Consider the following 19,115-nt stretch of genomic DNA (forward strand, 5'->3'; position numbering starts at 1 on the left):
GGAAAACGGGCGGTTTATCGCGGCTTCATTGGGACAAGGTCGGGGCGCAAGGGTTGCCGTGCTCCGACAGGCAGCCGTTTATTGAAAGGTGGCCGCTCCCGAACGGACGCGCGACACCGCGCGGCGACAGCGGCCGTCGCAGCGGCTGCTGCCGATGCCCGCCGCCGCGATGCCGGGCATCACGCCGCCTTGAGCGCGGCAAGCTGCAGCGCCCGGGCGAAGCGGGCCAGCGTGGCGATCGATCCCGTCACGCTTTCGTACCGCTCGCGCCCGATCTGTCCGTCGAGTATCACCAGCATGCCGGCGTCCCGGGCGAGGGCGACGAGTGCCAGCGTGTCGAGCGCTGCCGTGTCGGACGCGGCAACCCGCATCCCCGAATCGGAACGATAGTCGGCGTTTGACATGACGTCTCTCCTGGTGGTTGCGCGATCGGCGTGCCGGTCGGCCGGTACCCGTGATTTCAGTATCGTTGCCGCGCGCCCGCGGTTCAATCAGCCTGCCCCGAAGTCGCGGTAGGAATCGCGCCCGTTCCGTCGGCCGATTCCTACACGGCACGTGGCGTCGAAGCCGCGTTGCAGCGTGCCGGCGCGCGTTCGCGCCGCCGCGCGTACCAGCCGCCTATCGCTTGCCAGATCGCCGCGGCGGATTCGCAATACGTGAACAGTTCCAGGTCGCGGCGGTCGATCATCCCTTCGTCGGCAAGAAACGCCAGGTCGATCGCGCGGCGCCAGTACGCCTCGCCGACGAGGATGACCGGCAGCGGCGCGATCTTTCGGGTCTGCAGCAAGGTCAGCACCTCGAACAGCTCGTCGAAGGTGCCGTAGCCGCCGGGGAAGAAGACGGCCGCTTTCGCGCGCTCGAGCAGGTGCAGCTTGCGGATCGCGAAATAGTGGAACCGGAAGCCGAGCGCCGGCGTGATGTACGGATTGGGCGCCTGTTCGCGCGGCAGCTCGATATTGAAGCCGATGCTCGGCGCGCCGCGTTCGTAGGCGCCGCGGTTGGCGGCCTCCATGATGCCGGGACCGCCGCCCGTGACGATGGCGAGGCGCGCGGTGCGCGTGCAGCGGTCGGCATGCGCGACGATGCGCCCGAATTCGCGCGCGACGCGGTAATACACGCTGTATTCGACGAGCCGGCTGGCGATCGTGACGGCGCGCCGCCGGCCCGCGTCGTACGGACGCTCCGCCAGCAGGCGATTCGCTTCGTCCAGCCGCGCCTTCGCGACCGACGGCGCGACGATGCGCGTGCTGCCGTAGATCACGACCGCATGGCCGATCCGCTCGTTCTGCAGCCGCTCCTCGGCTTTCCAGTAATCGAATTGCAGCCGGATGCCGCGCATGCCGGCACCCTGCAGAAGGGTCGCGTCTTCCTCGGCCGGCGGGCGGTTCGGGGACGGGGCGCCGCGCCGCGGCCCACGCGGGGTGCGCCCGCCGGCGGCCTTGCCGACGACGGCATCGGGCCTTGCGCGCGGCCGTTTGGCGCGGGCCTTCGCGAGCGTCGCGGCGGATGCGGGGCGGCGGCGTGCGCGGCCTCTTGCCATGCCGGCGGGCGCGCGTTTCACGAGGGTCGACATGAACGGAAGTGCCGCGCGCCGATCACTGGCTCAACACCCATTGCACGAGTTGATGTGCGTCGTCGGGAGACAGCGGCCCGCCGCGATCGACGGCGGACGGCATCGGCGTGTCGCCCCAATGCGCACGGCCGCCGACGCGCAGCTTGCGTTCCAGTTCCGCGGCGGCGTGCGGATCGCCGCGGTAGCGCTCGGCGATCTCGTGAAACGACGGCCCGAGGAACGTCATGTCGAGCGTATGGCAGAACATGCAGTGCTGGGCATTGACGAGTTCGGTCGGCTCGGGCACGGTCGTCTGCGCGGCGGCCGCGCCGGCCGCGACGGCGATCACGCAGAGGGCGGCGCAACGCATGACGTTCATGTTCGGTTCCTCGTCGAGGTCAGGTGAAGGAGATCACGTCGTCGAGCGGGCGACGCGGCGAATGCGGCGTATGCGGACCGCGCCCGACGCGCAGCAGCAACTGCGGCTCGCCGCGCAGCCCGAGCATGTGGCGCAGGTGGGCACGCAGGCCGGCCGTCTCGATCGGCTGGTTCAGGTACGACGCGGTATAACCCGCGCGCGTCGCGACGAGCAGGATGCGCTCGAGCGCCTGGCCGGCGGCGAGCCACGCTTCGCGATCGTCGCGCACGGTCGCGATGCACACGATCAGCGGCGACGCACCGACGAGCTGGTGATGCAGCGCGGCGAGCCCGTTGCCGAGATCGAAGGTCCGTACCGCCATCGTCACGACGGGCGCGGCGAAGTCCAGCAACGACGGCACGCCGGCCGCGAAGGCCGGCATGCCGTCGACGTGCCGGCGCGGATCGATCCAGCTCGCCAGCTCGCGGCGAAAGCGCGGGTCCGCGAACTGCTGACGGTCGGCCTCGGCCACCAGCTCGGCGACGCGCGCGCGATGCGCGATCGAGTCGACGCACGCGACGTCGGCGCCTTCCGCGACGCCCGCCGCGATCAGCGCCTGCTGGATCTCGTCCGGCACGGCCGTCGATTCGAACGGCGCGCGCGTGGTGACGCGCTCCGGAATCGCATCGAACAGCGCGCCGAGCGACGCATCGGAATAACCGTCGTCGCAGACCCGGACGAGTGCCAGGAGATCGGGATCGACCTCGGACGGAAACGTGCGGATCGTATGGGCGAGCCCGGCGTGATTGAGCGCGACTCGCAGGTTGAGCAACGCCGCGCCGCAGCTCATGATCAGCTCGCGATCGAACGGATCGACCACCGGCAGCGCGCGGACGCGGTCGGCGCAGACCGACATCGTGGTGCCGTTGACCAGGAAGCGCCACGGCTGGGAATTATGGCTGGACGGCGCCAGCACCGCGTAGCCCAGCAGCTCCCGCAGTTGCTGGTCGGGATGGGCGCTTGCGGCAAGCGGGGGAACGGATATCATCGATCATCTCCTGGTTGCCGCGCGGGCGGCGTCATGCCACTTCATCGTGTCAGCAACCGACCGGCGGCCGTTGACCCACGTCAAGCCCCCGTCATCGGGCGAGCCGCGCGCGTTGCGGTGCGGCTACGCTTGGAATGCGAAACGCGCGAAACCGATCGCGCAGGGAGGGGAGCATGCTCGCGATGATGTTTGACGGCACGACGCCGCACTTGCGCGAAGCGCGCGTGCCGGATCCGTCGCCCGCGCCGGGCCAGCTGCTGATCGACGTGCATGCATGCGGCGTGTGCCGGACGGATCTTCACGTCGTCGACGGCGAGCTCGCGCATCCGAAGCTGCCGCTGATTCCGGGGCACGAAATCGTCGGAACGGTGCGCGCGATGGGTGCGGGCGTGACGGGCTTCGCGGTGGGCGACCGCGTGGGTGTTCCGTGGCTCGGCTCGACGTGCGGGCATTGCGCGTATTGCACGTCCGGCCGCGAGAACCTGTGCGACACCGCCGGATTCACCGGCTATACGATCGACGGCGGCTACGCCGAGCGTGCGGCCGCCGATCACCGGTATTGCGTGCATCTGCCGCGGCGCTATGCCGACCTGGAAGCCGCGCCGCTCCTGTGCGCGGGCCTGATCGGCTACCGAACCTTGCGCATGGCGGGCGACGCGCGCCGCATCGGCATCTATGGCTTCGGTGCGGCGGCGCATCTCGTCGCGCAGGTCGCGCATGGCGAAGGACGCGAGGTGTTCGCGCTGACGAAGCCCGGCGACACGGACGCGCAGCAGCTCGCGCTGTCGCTGGGCGCCGCATGGGCCGCCGGCAGCGACGAAACGCCGCCGGAGCCGCTCGATGCGGCGCTGATCTTCGCGCCGGTGGGCGCGCTGGTGCCGGCCGCGCTGCGCGCGGTCGACAAAGGCGGGATCGTCGTGTGCGGCGGCATTCACATGAGCGACATCCCGGCCTTTCCGTACGCGTGGCTGTGGGGCGAACGCCGCATCGCGTCGGTGGCCAACCTGACCCGTGCGGACGCAGTCGAATTCATGCGGGTCGCCGCCGCGATGCCGCTGCGGGTCGAGGCAGTGCGCTACGCGCTGACCGACGCGAACCGCGCACTCGACGACCTGCGCGGCGGACGCGTATCGGGCGCCGCCGTGCTGGGCATGCGCGGCTGATCCGCCCGACGGCGCCGCGGCGCGCTCAGATTTGCCGCAGGCCTTCCGAATCGACGATCCGGATCTGCTTGCCCTGCGCCGCGACGAGCCCCTTGTGCTGGAATTTCGACAACATGCGGCTGACCGTTTCGAGCTTCATGCCGAGGTATTCGCCGATCTCGTCGCGCGTCATCCGCAGCACGAATTCCGCGGCCGAGTAGCCGCGCGCCTTGAAGCGCGCGGAAAGATTGAGCAGGAACGCGGCCACCCGCTGCTCGGCGCTCATCGTGCCGAGCAGCAGCATCTGGGACGATTCGCGCACGATCTCGCCGCCCATCATCTGGTACACGTGATGCTGCATCGGCCGCACTTCGCGGCACAGCTGCTCGAGCTGGCCGAACGGGATGATGCAGACCGTGCTGTCCTCGAGCGCGACCGCGTCGCCGTTGTGATGCCCGGTGTGCACGCCATCGAGCCCGAGCGATTCGCCGACGATCTGGAAGCCGGTGATCTGCTCGTCGCCGTCGCGATGCATCATGATGGTCTTGAACGACCCGGTCCGCACCGCATAGATGCTGGTGAAGGCGTCCCCCGCGCGAAACAGCGTTTCGCCGCGCCGGACGTGGCGCGTCGTGCAGATCATCGCGTCGACGCGCGCGAAATCGTCGGGAGAAAGATCGGGCGGCATGCAGACGGTACGCAACGCGCATGTCGAACAGCGGGACGCGGCGCGCTTGGGCTGATCCGCCGGCTCGACGGAGCGCAGCGGGATGAACGGGCGTAACGGCATGGTCGTCGGGACTTCGGCACTGCTCTGCATGATCGGCTCCTGTTCGGCGGCAGCGGCGGTTCGCCGTCGGGCGGGATCGCGCTGGCCGTTGTAGCGGCGGTCTTGGTGTCTGCCGCCTTCCTGTCGGGAAAGCCCGCCGGACGCGCCGGAGACCGCTACGCCGGTCTCGTCGATGATGCTGCCCTGGCTCCGGGAGGCACGTTTGCTCGTTTTTCTTGATGCGAAGTATGGAGGTTGCGCGGCGTCAAGAAAATCAGCCGGAATTGAAGTTGCGGTAGGGGAGAGGGAAGCCTTGTAGGACGTTTCCTACAGCGCTGCGGCATCTTGTCGCGAGCGTCGCCGGCGTGCGCCGGACACGGACGGCGGGCGGCGCTTCGCCGCGCCGATGCGTCCGGCCCCTCCGCGCGGGGAAGCGGCCGTGCCCGATACCGCCGTCGGCGTCACAGCTCGTCCGGGTCCTCGAACAGCTTGTGGCGCATCGCGTAGCGGACGAGTGCGGTGTCGTTCGGCATCTGCATTTTTTCGAGGATCCGCGTCTTGTACGTGCTGACGGTCTTGACGCTGACGCAGAGCGCCTGCGCGATCTCGGAAATCGACTCGCCGGTGGTGACGCGCCGGAACACGTCGAACTCGCGGTCGGACAGGCGCTGGTGCGGCAGGAGATCGGTCGGCTCGTTCAGGCTCTGCGCGAACTGCTCGGCCATGGTCAGGCTGACATAGACGCCGCCGGCCGCGATCTTGGTCAGGGCGGCGACCAGTTCGGCGCTGGCACTTTCCTTGGTCATGTAGCCCGAGGCGCCCGCGCGGAATGCCCGCACCGCGTACTGCTGCTCGGCATGCATCGTCAGCACGAGGATATGCAATCCCGGCTTCTCGTCCTTGATCTGCTTGATGAGCTCGACCCCGTTGCGGCCGGGCATCGACAGGTCGAGCACCAGCACGTTGGCGTCCGTGCCGCGCATGAGCGCGATCGTCGACGCACTGTCCTGCGCTTCGCCGACGACCTCGAACCCGCTCGCGCTCTGCAGGATGTGCCGAAGACCGTCCCTGACGAGTGCGTGGTCGTCGGCGATGAGTACCCTGATCATGACCGCATCTCTCCTTGCTCGATGGCGTGCAGCGGCAGCGCCACGGTGATCGTGAATCCCTTGCCCGGCTGGCTGTCGATCGTCACCGTGCCGTCGAGCATGTGCGCGCGCTCGCGGATGCCGATCAGGCCGAACGACGGACGGTCCTGCGCATCGCGGGGGGGCGCCGGCGCGCCGTGACCGTTGTCCGCGATGCGCAGCATGCAATAACCGTCTTCCGCTTTCAACGACAGTTTCACGTTCGTCGCGTCCGAGTGCCGCGCGACGTTGGTCAGCGCCTCCTGCACGATGCGGAACAGCGTGGTCGCCCCCGCGCCGGTGAACGCGATGTCGCCGGGGGCGATGTCCCGGTCGACCGTGATTCTGTAGCGGCGCGTGAAATCGTTCGCCAGCCAGTCGATCGCCGGGACGAGGCCCAGGTCGTCGAGCATCACCGGCCGCAGATCGGCCGCGATGCGCCGGAGCGACGCAACGGTCGAATCGATCAGGCGGTGCATGCCGCCCAGTTGCTCGCGCACGCCGGGGTTGGGCGCGACGACGCCCGCGAGCCCCAGTTCGACGGCCGACAGATCCATCTTGAGCGCGGTGAGTTGCTGGCCGAGGTCGTCGTGTAGTTCGCGCGCGATCCGCGTCTTCTCTTCCTCGCGCACGTTCTGCAGGTTGGCGGACAGGTCGCGCAGTTCCTCGCGCGACTGCTTGAGGGCGTTTTCCGCGCGCACCCGCTCGGTCACGTCGCGCAGCATGACCGTGTACAGCTTGCCGGTGCCGTCGCGAATCTGCGAGATCGACGCCTCGATCGGAAACTCGGTGCCGTCGCCGCGCAAGCCGAACAGCACGCGTTGCCGGCCCATCTGGCGCTCCGACACGCCGGTCACGCCGAATTGCTCGACGTGTCGCGCATGCGCGGCGCGAAAGCGCTCGGGGATGAAACGCGACAGCGGCGCACCGACCGCCTCCATCGCGGAGACGCCGAACACGCGCTCCGCGGCCGGGTTGAAGATCACGATCGTCTGGCTTTCGTCGACGGTGATGATGGCCTCCATCGACGAGCGGATGATGCCCATCATCCGGGCCTCGGTGGGCTGGCTGTCGCCGGCGGGCGCCGGCGTTCGGTTCGCGACGGCCTGCCGCACGAGCGCGGCCAGCGTCAGCGACAGTACGATGCCCGCCAGCAGCACGGCCGTCGCGGCCGCGTCCGTCGCGGCGCGCGGCGCGCTGTAGTGGAGCGAGAGCGGCGTGCCGCCGAACGTCAGCGCGTCGGTCCGCTCGAACGTCGCGCCGGCGTCGAATGCGTCGCTTCCGCCGAAACCGCCCGAATACACGGGCGCCGCGGGATGGTCGGCCAGGATTTCCAGGCGCAGCCGTTCGAGCAGGGACGGATCGACGAGACGAGCCGGATTCAGCGCCGCATACACGTACCCGGCCGCCGTTGCGTGCCGCGCGCCGGGCGACGTGCGGTCTTCACCCTGTGCATCGATCGGCAAGTACAGCGTCAGTTCGGTCCGGGCGATCGCCGCATCGGTGCCGTCCTGAATGGCGTTCGCGGCGAGCGCGACCTTGCCGGTTTCCGCCGCCCGCTGCAGCGCCTGCCGGGTCGGCTGATCGTTGTTCGCCAGGCTCGGCTCGATTCGCCCGAGGCTGCGGACCGGCGACTGCAACCCGTCCAGATCGAGACCGGCGAGATACCGGCGCCACGCGCCGCCGTCCGGCGGCGCGGGCAGTGCCGACGCGAATTCCCGGGCGCCGCGCAGGACGACGGCGGCAGCGAGGAAGCTGCGGCGGAGGTCGGCTGTCGCGCGCGTCGCGGTTTGCGCGAAGCGTGCCTGGGCGGCTTGCTCCGCCCGATGCTGCAGCAGCCGGGATGCGGCAAACGAGGCGGCCACGCCGAGCACCAGCGTCAGCAGCACGGCAACGGTCGCATATCGGCTGGGTCGAATCGGCTGCGAAGCCGGTCCGGCCCGGAAGGGGGGCGCATTCACGGTCATTGCCGTTCATCCTGACGGATTTCGTCGACGGCGGGCTGGCGGCGGGCCGGACGCCGGGCACGAAGGGCGGAGCGGGCCGCAACCACGATATCGCCCTGAATTGTGCGCGTTTTGTCGGCATTCGCCAATCGGGACCGATGCGCAAGGGGGCGACGCCGCGCGTGCTTGACCCGTGTCAACGGACCGGCGCCTGCCGGGATCAGACTGGCTTCATGAACCGGTCGAACCCGGACGACAACTGGGAGGCGTCATGTATCACAGAATCTTTGCGGCACTCGACGGCAGCCGTGGCGCGCGGCTCGCGCTCGACGAGGCGATCTCGCTCGCCCGCGAGTCGGGCAGTCTGGTCATCGCCATGTGCGTGGTGTCGGATGCGCCGCGGCTCGCCGACGTCGACAGCGGCTATATCGATCAGCGCGATCCGGCCGGGCTGGACGCGGACCGGGCCGCGACAGCGGTCTCGGACGCGGAAACGGCGTTCCGGCTCTCGGGGGTGCGCGGCATCGCGCAAACCATCGACGCGTGCGGAGAAGACATATCGGACGTGCTGGCGCGCGCCGCGGCCGAATGCGAGGCGGACCTGATCGTGATGGGCACGCATGGCCGGCGCGGCGTGCGCCGCGCGTTGCTCGGCAGTGTCGCCGAGTCGCTGGTGCGCATCGCGGACCGGCCGGTGCTGGTCGTACGGGAGGGGCCGGACGCGTGCGCCGGCGTGTTGTGAGGGGAAGGAGGCGGGCAGCCGCGAGTGGCTGCCCGTTCGCGCCGGCTCAGTGGGACAGCAGGACCGGCACCGTCATCGTTTCGAGGATCGTGCGGGTCGCGCCGCCCAGCACGCGCTCGTGGGCGCGGGTATGGCTGTACAGGCCCATGACGAGCAGATCCGCATGCAGGTCGGTCACCCGGTTCAGCAGCGTCGCGCCCACGCCGACCGACCGATCGCGCGGCGTCGTCGAGAACGATGCGCGCACGCCGTGCCGTTCGAGATACGCGGCGACGTCGACGCCGGCGGGCGTCTTGTCCGGATCGGGCTGGCCGCGGACAACCGTCTCGACGTTGACGAAGCGTGCGCGGGCGAGCAGCGGCAGCGCGTCGGCCATCACGCGCGCGGCTTCCCGCCCGCCGTCCCAGCCGACCAGCACGTTCTCGCCGAGCGTGCGCACGTCGCCCGCATACGGCACGACGAGCGCCGGACGGCCGCTGCCCATCACGACATCCTCGACGAAACGGCGCGCCACGTAGGTCATGCGGTCGTCGGGATCTTCCTGGCCGAGCACCAGCAGATCCGCGTGACGAGCATGCAGGATCGTGGCGGCAATCGGGTCGCCGGCCGGCGCCTGCCATTCGACGCTGCGTCCCGCGCGCTCGGCGGCGGTCAGGAACCGTTCTTCCGCCTCCTTGCGCCGCTGGTCGCACAGGCGCTCGTAGACGGCAAGCTTGAGCGGCTCGTCGGGCCGGCGCAACGGCTCGAGGAGATCCTGGCAGACCACGTAGAGGCCGATCAAATGCGCGTTCCAGCGTCCCGCGAGTTCGAGCGCGAGGTCGACTCGCGTCGCACAACGCTCGCTGTCGTCGAGGTGAACGAGCAGGGTCTTGTAGCTCATGACGGTACCTTTTCGGTTGAGGCGGCGGGGGATTCGGCGGGGTGCTCCGACGGGCAGCTCGCCGGAATCATCAGGACCGGGCAGGTGGCTTGACGCAGCACGCGCTCGGCCACGCTGCCGAGGAAGAGGCGCTGAAAGCCGTGACGGCCGTGCGTGCCCATCACGATCAGGTCGGCCTCGATCTCCCTGGCGAGACCGACGATCCGGTGCGGGACGGTTTCGCCCGCGGGCGCGACGTTGGAGATCTGCGGCGTGCCGGCCACGCCGCGTGCTTTCATGCGTCGCGCCGCGTCCTCGGTGACGCGCAGCCCCTCTTCACGGAATGCATCGACCAGGATCGACGGATCGTATCCGTACATGTCGTAGGCCGGCACCAGGAAATCGACGACGTAGACGGGTGTCAGCCGGGCACCCGTTTCCGACGCGAGCGTCAGCGCGGCGTCGAGTGCACGGGACGACGTGTCGCTGCCGTCGAGCGCAACCAGAATGTTCGAGTACATGGCAGTTCCCTTGAACGGATGTCGATGCACTCATCATCGGCGCGTGCACGCCGGTCGCGCTGATCTGGATCAAGCGTCCCGGTTGCCGCGCAGCACGCGCACCGCGGCGCGCGCCGCGATCCAGGCCTCGTTGGTCGGCTCGACGACCACCGTGACCGCGCTCGCCGCGGACGACACGACATGCGCGTCGGCGGCATTCGCGCGCGCGTCGAGCGCGACGCCGAGCCAGCCGAGCGCCGCGCAGATCCGCTCGCGCAACACCGCCGAGTGCTCGCCGATGCCGGCCGTGAAGACGAGCATGTCGAGGCCGCCGAGCAGGGCGGTCAGCGCACCGGCCTCGCGCACGATGCGATGGACGTACAGCGCCAGCGCGTCGCGGGCCGGCGCGTCGCCGGCCGCCTCGCGCGCGAGCAGCACGCGCGGGTCGCCGGAGGCCCCCGACACGCCCTTGAGCCCCGACTCGTGATACAGCAGGTGTCCCAGCGCGTCGCCGGACAGCTTGCCGGCCTCGAGCAGGTGCAGGACGACGCCGGGGTCGAGCGTTCCGCAGCGGGTGCTCATCATCAATCCGTCGAGCGCGGAGAAGCCCATCGTCGTCGCGACGCTGCGGCAGTCGCGCAGCGCGCACAGGCTCGCGCCGCTGCCGAGATGGGCGGCGATCACGCGGCCGTGCGCACGCGCGCCGAACGACTCGTCGAGCGCGACGGACAGGTATTCGTACGACAGTCCATGGAATCCGTAGCGGCGCACGCCCTGGTCGAACCACGCGTGCGGCAGCGGCAGCAGCTGCTCGGTGCGCGGCAGCGTGCGATGAAACGCCGTGTCGAACACGGCGATCTGCGGGACGTCCGGAAACGCGTCGCGCAGCGCGTCGATCGCATCCAGGCTGTGCGGCTGATGCAACGGCGCCAGCGGCGTCAGCGTGCGCAGCGCGTCCAGCACGTCGTCGTCGACGAGCACCGGCTCCATGTATCGCGCGCCGCCGTGCACGACGCGATGCGCGATCGCGCCCAGCGCGACATGCGGCAATTTCGTGCGGATCCACGTCGCGATCCGCGCGAGCACCGCGCGGTAGGGGTCTTCCCGCGTGCCGAGCGGCAGCGAACCGTCGGGCTCGGCGTCGAAGCGGATCGATACGCGGTGGCCGGCCGCGACCGCTTCGCCCTCGTGCAGCGGCCGCCGCGCGGGGGCGCCGTGCGGCGGGTACGCGAAGACCGCGAACTTCACGCTCGACGAGCCGGCATTGACGACGAGCAGGGCGAGCGTACGCATCGGCCGCCCTCAGTGCGACATCAGCACCGGCAGCGTCATCGACGCCAGCACCGTGCGCGTGGCGCCGCCCATCACCAGCTCGCGCCAGCGCGAATGGCCGTAGGCGCCCATCACGAGCAGGTCGGACCCGGTTTCATACGCGCGCGACAGCAAGGTGTCGCCGACCGCCGAGCCGGCGCCGGCATCGATGTCGAGCACGTTCACGTCGCGTGCATGGCGGGCCAGCATCAGCGCGGCATCGGCGGCCGGAATGCGCGTGGTCGTCGCTTCCGAGTTGCCGTCGACCACGGCGGCGACCGTCGTGCGCTTCGCATGCTCCAGAAAGGGCAGTGCGTCGTGCGCGGCGCGAACGGCTTCGCGGCTGCCGTCCCATGCGACGAAAACCCGTTCGCCGATCGACGGAAATTCGCCGGTGTACGGCCAGAACAGCACCGGGCGGCCGGCGGACAACACGAGGTTCTCCGGAAACTGGTCGTCGATATAGGTCTCGGGGTCGTTCGGGTCGCTCTGGCCGGCAATCACCAGATCGGCGAGACGGGCGGCGCGCGGCACGGCCACGTTCGCGCGCTCGTCCGCGCGAACCCAGGTGGCCGGTACTTTTGCCCGGGCGGTCTCCGCATGGAACAGGCGTTCCAGCGCGGCGAGCCGCTCGTCGCGTTGTTCGCGGTGCGCGTGGAAATAGTCGGCGGAGCCGGCCATCACGTAGAACGAGTAGGGCTCGGGCGTGTAGACCGCGAACAGCCCGGTGAGATGCGCACCGAAGCGCCGGGCGAGACGCAACGCGCACTCGAGGCGCGAATGCGCGCGGGCGCTCGTATCGAGGTGCACGAGCATGCTTTTGTAGCTCATCGGAATCGCTCCATCGACGGGGGAACCGCCAGTGCAATCCAGTCTACGAAGCAGGGTTTCCGCGTACTTGACTCAGATCAACGGCTCCCGCGCGCGATGCCCGCACAGTGAAGCGGTCGCGATGCCGATCCCGGGCAGGCGGCATGTGGCGCGATGCCAACCCATTGACCGGATCGAAAGAGGGAAGCCGATGAGTACGTACGCTTGGACGACACCGAACGACGTTTGCCGCGCGGGCTGCGATCTCGCGCTGCGCATGGCCGCGCTGAACCGCGACTGGCAGCATGAATGGCATGCGCTGGCCGGGCGGCGTATCGAGCGGGACCGCGCCGCGGTGGGCCACCTGCAGCAGGCGTTGGCTGAAACGCAAGAATGGACGGCGTTCGGCGAGGCGACCCGGCAGGTGATGCGCGACTACGCGATCGCGAGCGTCGCGATCTGGCAGGATGCCGTCGAGCTGGGCATGCGTGCGCAGTTCGAGAACGCCGGCGCGTGGCGCAACTGGTTGCGCGAATACGGCGCGGGTGCGTTGTCGCGTTATCAGACCGACTGGCTGCCCGATCTGGGACGACTGGCCGCGGTCAACGAAGCCAGCATGCCGTGGGCCGAATGGATGACGGCACTGGAACGCGGGCTCGAGGACGCGAACGACGAGGCGCCGGTTGCCCGTCGCCGTCTGAACGGCGTGACCGACGCCCGGGAGAACGATCATGTGCGCTGATCGTGTCGCGTTCGTCACGGGCGGAATGGGCGGGCTCGGCGCGGCGATCGGCCGGCGCCTGCACGACGCGGGCATGACGGTGGCGGTGTCGCATACGGAGCGCAACGACCACGTCGCGACGTGGCTCGCGCAGGAACGCGACGCGGGCAGGACGTTCCACGCTTTCGAAGTCGACGTCTCCGACTACGATTCGTGCCAGCACTGCGCGGCGCGCGTGCTGGCCGAGTTCGGGCGCGTCGACGTGCTCGTCAACAACGCGGGGGTCACGCACGACGCGACCTTCGTGAAGATGACCAAGAGCATGTGGGACGCGGTACTGCGCACCAACCTCGACGGCATGTTCAACATGACGAAGCCGTTCGTGCCGGGCATGATCGAGGCCGGCTTCGGGCGGATCGTCAACATCGGCTCGGTGAACGGCTCGCGCGGCGCGTACGGGCAGGCGAACTACGCGGCGGCGAAGGCCGGCATCCATGGCTTCACGAAGGCGCTGGCGCTTGAACTCGCGCGCCACGGCGTGACGGTCAACACGGTTGCCCCCGGCTATCTGGCGACCGCGATGCTCGCGACGGTGCCGAAGGAAGTGCTCGACACCAAGATCCTGCCGCAGATTCCGGTCGGCCGCCTGGGCAATCCGGACGAGATCGCCGAGCTCGTCGCCTTCCTGTGTTCCGATGCGGGGGCTTTCGCGACCGGCGCGGAATTCGACGTCAACGGCGGCATGCACATGCGATGAAAGCATCCGTCACGCGCATGCCGGTCGAGCACGAGCCGAAACGGCCAACGGGTACGCACGCACCGGCGTCGAACCCGGCCGAATGCATGCCGGCCCGGCCGTCGCCCGCCGACCAATGGAACCGCGCCGCGCATGCGAACGTGGCCGCGATGACCTTCGGGCTGTCGCCCGTGTCGCTCGCGCTGGCCGTGCTCGACTGGGGCGCGCATCTGGCCGTGTCGCCGGGAAAATGCTTCGAGCTTGCGACGCAGGCGTGGCTGGCCGCTGCCGCACCGGCGGCAAACCCGGGCGACGACGAGGCCGACGCCGCCGACACGAGCGGCCTGGCGGTGCACGCCGGGCAGGCCGATCCGCGCTTCGTCGCGCCCGCATGGGCCGGCTGGCCGTTTTGCGCGTACCGCGACGGCTTCCTGTCGATCCAGCGCTGGTGGCGCGACGCGACGCGCGGCGTGCCGGGCGTCGAACGGCACCATGAGGCACTGGTCGGATTCGCCGCGCGGCAGTGGCTCGACGCATGCTCGCCGGGCAATTTCCTCGCGACCAACCCGGTCGTGCTCGACGCGACGATGCGCAGCGGCGGCGCGAATCTCGCGGCAGGGCTGCGGCACTGGCTGGACGACGCGCACGCGCTGCTCGAACGCACGCGCGGCACGCGGGCGCGCGACACACGCACCTATCTGCCGGGGCGCGACGTGGCGATCACGCCGGGCCGCGTGGTCTGGCGCAACGCGCTGTGCGAGCTGCTGCAATACGACCCGACGACGGCCGACGTCGCACGCGAGCCGATCCTGATCGTGCCGTCGTGGATCATGAAGTACTACATCCTCGACCTGCAGCCGCACGATTCGCTGATTCGCTTCCTGGTCGACGCCGGCTACACGGTGTTTGCCGTATCGTGGCGCAATCCGGGCGCGGAAGCGCGCGAGCTCGGGCTCGACGATTACCTGCGCGACGGGTGCATGGCGGCGCTCGACGCCGCCCGCTCGATCTGCGCCGAGGCCGTTCACGCGGTCGGCTATTGCCTCGGCGGCACGCTGCTGGCAATCGGCGCGGCGGCGCTCGCGCGCGACGGGCGGCAACACGAGGTATTGCGGTCCATCACGTTGCTGGCCGCCCAGACCGATTTCAGCGAGCCCGGCGAGCTCGGCCTCTTCATCGATGCCAGCGAACTGTCCGCGCTCGATGCGCTGATGTGGCGGCAGGGTTACCTCGACGGCGCGCAAATGTCGGCCGCGTTCCAGCTGCTGAACGCGCGCGACCTGATCTGGTCGCGCATGATGAGCGAATACCTGCTCGGCACGCGCACCAAGCCGAACGACCTGATGTCGTGGAACGAGGACACCACGCGCATGCCGTACCGGATGCATACCGAATACCTGACGCGGCTTTTCCTCGACAACGATCTCGCGGCCGGCCGCTACTGCGTCGACGGGCGGCCTGTCGCGCTGTCGGATATCGACGTGCCGACGTTCGCGGTCGGGACCGAGCGCGATCACGTGTCGCCCTGGCATTCCGTCTACAAACTCCATCTGCTCACGCACCACGCGCTGACGTTCGTGCTGACCTCCGGCGGCCACAATGCCGGGATCGTGTCCGAACCCGGCCATCCGGGACGCCACTATCGCTGCGCGACGCGCGAGCCCGGCGCGCCATACCGCAGCCGGCACGATTTCGCGAGCGCAACGCCCGCGGTCGACGGCTCGTGGTGGACGTGCTGGCGCGACTGGTTGCATGCGCATTCGTCGGGCGACGTGCCGGCACGGGTGCCGGCCGCCGGCTTCGGCGCCGCGCCCGGCAGTTACGTGCTCGAGACATGAACCTGAACCCGAAGACGAACCTGCCTCCGGAAGCGCCCGCCGACGCGTGCCTGCCCGGCCTGTTGCCGCGCGCGGACGGCGCGCCGCCCGAACTGATCGCGCGTGCGTGCCATGCGCCGCCGCTGACGGTGGCCGTCGTGCATCCGTGCGACACGGCCAGCCTCGTCGCGCTCGCCGCGCTCGCCGCGTCGCCGCTGGGCGCATCGATCGAACCGCTGATCGTCGCGCCGCGCGCGAAGGTGTCGCGCGTGGCGGCGGAGGCGGGCGTCGATCTGGCGAAATGGCCGATCGAGGACGTGCCGCACAGCCATGCGGCGGCGGCCCGCGCGGTGCAACTCGCGGCGGCGGGCCGCGCCGGCGCGCTGATGAAGGGCAGTCTGCATACGGACGAGCTGATGGAGGCCGTCGTGGCCGCGGAATCGGGCCTGCGCACGGACAAGCGCATGTCCCATTGTTTCCTGATCGACGCGCCCGCGTATTCGCGGCCGTTCATCCTGACGGACGCGGCGGTGAACATCGCACCGGATCTCGCGCAGAAGGCGGCGATCACGCAGAACGCCGTCGACGTCGCGCATGCGCTCGGTGTCGCGCGCCCGCGCGTGGCCGTGTTGTGCGCGGTCGAGACCGTCAATCCGGCGATGCGTTCGACGCTGGACGCGGCCGCGCTCGCGAAGATGGCGGAGCGCGGGCAGATCACGGGGGCGATCGTCGACGGCCCGCTCGCGTTCGACAACGCGATATCGCAGCGCGCCGCGCGCGAGAAGGGGATCGACTCGCCGGTTGCCGGCCGTGCGGACATCCTCGTCGTGCCCGATATCGAAGCGGGCAACATGCTCGCGAAACAGCTCGAATACCTGGGCGGCGCCGCGAACGCGGGCGTCGTCGTGGGCGCGCGCGTGCCGATCGTGCTGACGAGCCGCGCCGACGGCGTCGCCGTCCGGCTCGCCTCCTGCGCGCTCGCGGTGTTGCTGGCGCAAGTCCGGCACGACGCCGCCCCGATGCCTGAACAGGCCCCCCTTTCGATGGAGGAATCGCGATGAAAGCACTCGTGTATCACGGGCCCGGGCGCAAGGCGCTCGAACAGCGGCCCCGGCCGGAACTGCAGTCGCCCACCGACGCGATCGTCCGCGTGACGCGCACGACGATCTGCGGCACCGATCTGCACATCCTCAAGGGAGACGTGCCGACCTGCGAACCGGGCCGCGTTCTCGGCCATGAAGGCGTGGGCATCGTCGAGCAGGTCGGCGCGGCGGTCGATTCGCCGAAGCCGGGCGACCACGTGCTGATTTCATGCATCTCGTCGTGCGGCCGCTGCGAATACTGCCGCCGCGGCCTGTATTCGCATTGCGCGACCGGCGGCTGGATCCTCGGCAACCGGATCGACGGCACGCAGGCCGAGTACGTGCGCATCCCGCATGCGGCGACCAGCCTGTACCGGATTCCGGCCGACGCGGACGAGGACGCGCTCGTGATGCTGTCCGACATCCTGCCGACCGGCTTCGAATGCGGCGTGCTGAACGGCAAGGTGCAGCCGGGCTGCTCGGTTGCGATCGTCGGGGCCGGGCCGATCGGGCTGGCCGCGCTGCTGACCGCGCAGTTCTATTCCCCCGCGCGGATCATCATGATCGACCCGGACAGCCATCGGCTCGACGTCGCGCGGCGCTTCGGCGCGACCGACTGCCTCGACGGCCGCGACGGCGACCCGGTAGCGGGCGTGATGAAGCTGACCGACGGCGTGGGCGTGGATTGCGCGATCGAGGCGGTCGGCATTCCGGCGACGTTCGAGATGTGCACGTCGCTGGTGGCGCCCGGCGGGGTGGTCGCGAACGTCGGCGTCCATGGCGTCAAGGCCGACCTGCACCTCGAGAAGCTGTGGGATCGCAACATCTCGATCACGACGCGGCTCGTCGACACCGTCAGCACGCCGATGCTGCTGAAGACCGTGGGGGCCGGACGCCTCGATCCGGCGCGCCTGATCACGCACCGGTTTTCGCTCGACGACGTGGAAAGCGCGTACGACACGTTCGGGCGCGCCGCGCAAACCCGCGCGTTGAAGGTCATCATCGAGATCGGCTGAGTGCCGGCCCGGGGCCGCGTGTGGCGGAAACCGCGGCGGCGGCGCGTTCCGTCACGCGCGGCAGGCGTCTTGCCGGCGCTTCGCCGGCGGTCAGGACGACAGCGCGGCCGGTTCCTGCGTGCTGCGCGATTCGGCTTCGTCGAGATCGACGCACTGCTCGTAGGTCGGCACCTCGCACGGCCAATGCAGGCGTTCCGAGATGCGCCGGCGCATCGCATCCGCGGCAGCGGGTTCGCCATGCGTGACGAACGTCCGCACGGGCGCGCCCTGCATCGTGCCGAGCCAGTTCAGAATCTCTTCGTAATCGGCGTGGGCCGACAGCGTCGTGATCGACTCGACCTGCGCGCGCACGCGGACGTATTCGCCGTGAATCTTCAGCGTCGGCTCGTGCGCGGCGAGCGCCGCGCCGCGCGTGCCGGCCGCCTGGTAGCCGACCAGCGCGATCGTGTTGCGCGCATCGGGCGCGTAGCGGGTCAGGTGGTGCAGCACGCGCCCGCCCGTCGCCATCCCGCTGCCGGCGATGATGACCATCGGGCCGTGGTGTTCGGCGATCGCTTTCGACTGGTCGACCGAGCGGATCATCGTGGCCGCGTGGCCGAGGGCGTTCGCGTCGGAAACGGTCAGCCGGTGTTCGAGGATATGGTGGCGATAGAGCTCGGTCACGTCGGTCGCCATCGGGCTGTCGAGGAACACCGGGACGCGCGCCATGCGGCCGGACGCCTTGAGCCGCGCGATGTAGTGCAGGATTTCCTGCGCGCGGCCGACGGTGAAGCAGGGCATCACGACGACCCCGCCGCGCGAGAAGGTCTTGTCGAACAGCGCGGCCAGTTCATTCTCGGGGTCCGACGCCGGGTGCAGCCGGTCGCCGTACGTCGACTCGACGACCAGGTAGTCCGCGTGCGCGGGCGGGCGCGGCGGCTGCATGATCGGGTCGTGGTACCGGCCGAGGTCGCCCGAGAACGCGAGCACCTTGTGATCCCAGTGCATCACGACGCTCGCCGCGCCGAGGATGTGCCCGGCCGGCAGCAGGCGGAACGACACGCCGCCGCCCAGCGCCGTGCATTCGTCGAAGGCGACGGGCTTCAGCAGGCGCAGCGCGCGCTGCGCGTCGTCCAGCGTGTAGAGCGGTTGCGCCGGATGATGCTTCGAGTAACCGTGCCGGTTCGCGAAGTCGGCTTCCTCCTCCTGCAGCCGGGCGCTGTCGCGCAGCATGATGTCGCAGAGTTCGGCGGTGGCCGCCGTGCAGTAGACCGGCCCGCGATACCCTTCGCGCGCGAGCACCGGGAGATAGCCGGTGTGATCGAGGTGCGCGTGCGTGAGCACGACCGCGTCCAGCGTGTCGGCCGCGAGCGGCAGCGGCCGCCAGTTGCGCAGCCGCAGGTTCTTCGTCCCCTGGAACAGGCCGCAATCGACCAGCACGCGCCGGCTGCCGTGCTCGACCAGATACTTCGAGCCGGTCACCGTTTCGGTCGCACCGAGAAAAGTCAGTTTCATGGATTGCCTCACCGCGAGTCGACGGAACAGTAGGTCGATTACATCCCGAACGCGCGCGCGGCGGTTGATCGAAATCAGGGATGGC

Annotated in this window: 19 protein-coding genes; 7 read left to right on the top strand and 12 right to left on the bottom strand. The window is 69.8% G+C overall.

The window, feature by feature from the left end:
• Window positions 1-179: 179 nt before the first annotated feature.
• From WJ12_RS16145 to WJ12_RS16160, 4 genes are all read right to left on the bottom strand, one after another.
• Window positions 180-371, bottom strand: coding sequence for a hypothetical protein (locus WJ12_RS16145; RefSeq protein WP_226103842.1), 192 nt, complete (start codon window positions 369-371; stop codon window positions 180-182).
• Between the two features lie 173 nt (window positions 372-544).
• Window positions 545-1,573 (bottom strand): LOG family protein, encoded by a 1,029-nt coding sequence (locus WJ12_RS16150; protein ID WP_059560950.1) that lies wholly within the window; start codon window positions 1,571-1,573, stop codon window positions 545-547.
• A 22-nt stretch (window positions 1,574-1,595) separates the two neighbouring features.
• Window positions 1,596-1,931 carry a c-type cytochrome gene (locus WJ12_RS16155; RefSeq protein WP_034192110.1) on the bottom strand — a complete coding sequence of 112 codons (336 nt, stop codon included), beginning with the start codon at window positions 1,929-1,931 and terminating at the stop codon, window positions 1,596-1,598.
• A 19-nt stretch (window positions 1,932-1,950) separates the two neighbouring features.
• A complete protein-coding gene (locus tag WJ12_RS16160; RefSeq protein WP_034192111.1) occupies window positions 1,951-2,958 on the bottom strand; it encodes an Acg family FMN-binding oxidoreductase in 1,008 nt (335 codons plus the stop codon).
• A 173-nt stretch (window positions 2,959-3,131) separates the two neighbouring features.
• Here WJ12_RS16160 and WJ12_RS16165 point away from each other — a divergent pair, with 173 nt between their 5' ends.
• A complete protein-coding gene (locus tag WJ12_RS16165) occupies window positions 3,132-4,121 on the top strand; it encodes a zinc-dependent alcohol dehydrogenase family protein (RefSeq protein WP_059560953.1) in 990 nt (329 codons plus the stop codon).
• A gap of 25 nt (window positions 4,122-4,146) precedes the next feature.
• On the opposite strand, the gene fnr is transcribed toward WJ12_RS16165, so the two are convergent.
• The 3 genes from fnr to WJ12_RS16180 form a co-directional block, all read right to left on the bottom strand.
• On the bottom strand, window positions 4,147-4,920 hold the full coding sequence (gene fnr, locus WJ12_RS16170) for a fumarate/nitrate reduction transcriptional regulator Fnr (RefSeq protein ID WP_034192113.1): 774 nt from the start codon (window positions 4,918-4,920) through the stop codon (window positions 4,147-4,149).
• A gap of 410 nt (window positions 4,921-5,330) precedes the next feature.
• Window positions 5,331-5,978, bottom strand: coding sequence for a response regulator (locus WJ12_RS16175; protein ID WP_034192114.1), 648 nt, complete (start codon window positions 5,976-5,978; stop codon window positions 5,331-5,333).
• Window positions 5,975-7,963 (bottom strand): PAS domain S-box protein, encoded by a 1,989-nt coding sequence (locus tag WJ12_RS16180; protein ID WP_059560957.1) that lies wholly within the window; start codon window positions 7,961-7,963, stop codon window positions 5,975-5,977. The genes WJ12_RS16175 and WJ12_RS16180 overlap by 4 nt, the downstream gene beginning before the upstream one ends.
• A 250-nt stretch (window positions 7,964-8,213) precedes the next feature.
• On the opposite strand from WJ12_RS16180, the gene WJ12_RS16185 reads away from it, so the two are divergent.
• On the top strand, window positions 8,214-8,684 hold the full coding sequence (locus tag WJ12_RS16185; protein WP_059560960.1) for a universal stress protein: 471 nt from the start codon (window positions 8,214-8,216) through the stop codon (window positions 8,682-8,684).
• A 46-nt stretch (window positions 8,685-8,730) separates the two neighbouring features.
• Here the strand turns inward: WJ12_RS16185 and WJ12_RS16190 are convergent, their stop codons facing one another.
• The 4 genes from WJ12_RS16190 to WJ12_RS16205 form a co-directional block, all read right to left on the bottom strand.
• A complete protein-coding gene (locus WJ12_RS16190) occupies window positions 8,731-9,564 on the bottom strand; it encodes a universal stress protein (RefSeq protein WP_034192117.1) in 834 nt (277 codons plus the stop codon).
• Complete coding sequence (locus WJ12_RS16195; RefSeq protein WP_034192118.1) at window positions 9,561-10,064, bottom strand: universal stress protein; 504 nt, start codon at window positions 10,062-10,064, stop codon at window positions 9,561-9,563. Before WJ12_RS16195 ends, WJ12_RS16190 begins: the two co-directional genes overlap by 4 nt.
• 69 nt (window positions 10,065-10,133) lie before the next feature.
• A complete protein-coding gene (locus WJ12_RS16200; protein ID WP_034192119.1) occupies window positions 10,134-11,336 on the bottom strand; it encodes an acetate/propionate family kinase in 1,203 nt (400 codons plus the stop codon).
• 9 nt (window positions 11,337-11,345) lie between these two features.
• Window positions 11,346-12,185 (bottom strand): universal stress protein, encoded by an 840-nt coding sequence (locus tag WJ12_RS16205; protein WP_059560963.1) that lies wholly within the window; start codon window positions 12,183-12,185, stop codon window positions 11,346-11,348.
• Between the two features lie 190 nt (window positions 12,186-12,375).
• Here WJ12_RS16205 and WJ12_RS16210 point away from each other — a divergent pair, with 190 nt between their 5' ends.
• The 5 genes from WJ12_RS16210 to WJ12_RS16230 are packed head-to-tail and all read left to right on the top strand — an operon-like array spanning window position 12,376 to window position 17,536.
• Window positions 12,376-12,906 (top strand): hypothetical protein, encoded by a 531-nt coding sequence (locus WJ12_RS16210; protein ID WP_034192121.1) that lies wholly within the window; start codon window positions 12,376-12,378, stop codon window positions 12,904-12,906.
• A complete protein-coding gene (locus WJ12_RS16215) occupies window positions 12,896-13,642 on the top strand; it encodes a beta-ketoacyl-ACP reductase (protein ID WP_034192122.1) in 747 nt (248 codons plus the stop codon). The genes WJ12_RS16210 and WJ12_RS16215 overlap by 11 nt, the downstream gene beginning before the upstream one ends.
• The gene (locus WJ12_RS16220) at window positions 13,639-15,459 is read left to right on the top strand and encodes a PHA/PHB synthase family protein (RefSeq protein ID WP_059560966.1); all 1,821 of its coding nucleotides are present in this window, start codon (window positions 13,639-13,641) and stop codon (window positions 15,457-15,459) included. The genes WJ12_RS16215 and WJ12_RS16220 overlap by 4 nt, the downstream gene beginning before the upstream one ends.
• The gene (locus WJ12_RS16225) at window positions 15,456-16,499 is read left to right on the top strand and encodes a bifunctional enoyl-CoA hydratase/phosphate acetyltransferase (RefSeq protein ID WP_059560968.1); all 1,044 of its coding nucleotides are present in this window, start codon (window positions 15,456-15,458) and stop codon (window positions 16,497-16,499) included. Before WJ12_RS16220 ends, WJ12_RS16225 begins: the two co-directional genes overlap by 4 nt.
• On the top strand, window positions 16,496-17,536 hold the full coding sequence (locus WJ12_RS16230; RefSeq protein ID WP_059560970.1) for a zinc-dependent alcohol dehydrogenase family protein: 1,041 nt from the start codon (window positions 16,496-16,498) through the stop codon (window positions 17,534-17,536). Before WJ12_RS16225 ends, WJ12_RS16230 begins: the two co-directional genes overlap by 4 nt.
• 90 nt (window positions 17,537-17,626) lie before the next feature.
• Here WJ12_RS16230 and WJ12_RS16235 read toward each other — a convergent pair whose 3' ends face one another.
• Window positions 17,627-19,030, bottom strand: coding sequence for an MBL fold metallo-hydrolase RNA specificity domain-containing protein (locus WJ12_RS16235; RefSeq protein WP_059560972.1), 1,404 nt, complete (start codon window positions 19,028-19,030; stop codon window positions 17,627-17,629).
• Between the last annotated feature and the right edge of the window lie 85 nt (window positions 19,031-19,115).

It is taken from the genome of Burkholderia seminalis (genome assembly GCF_001718535.1).
GTDB lineage: Bacteria > Pseudomonadota > Gammaproteobacteria > Burkholderiales > Burkholderiaceae > Burkholderia > Burkholderia seminalis.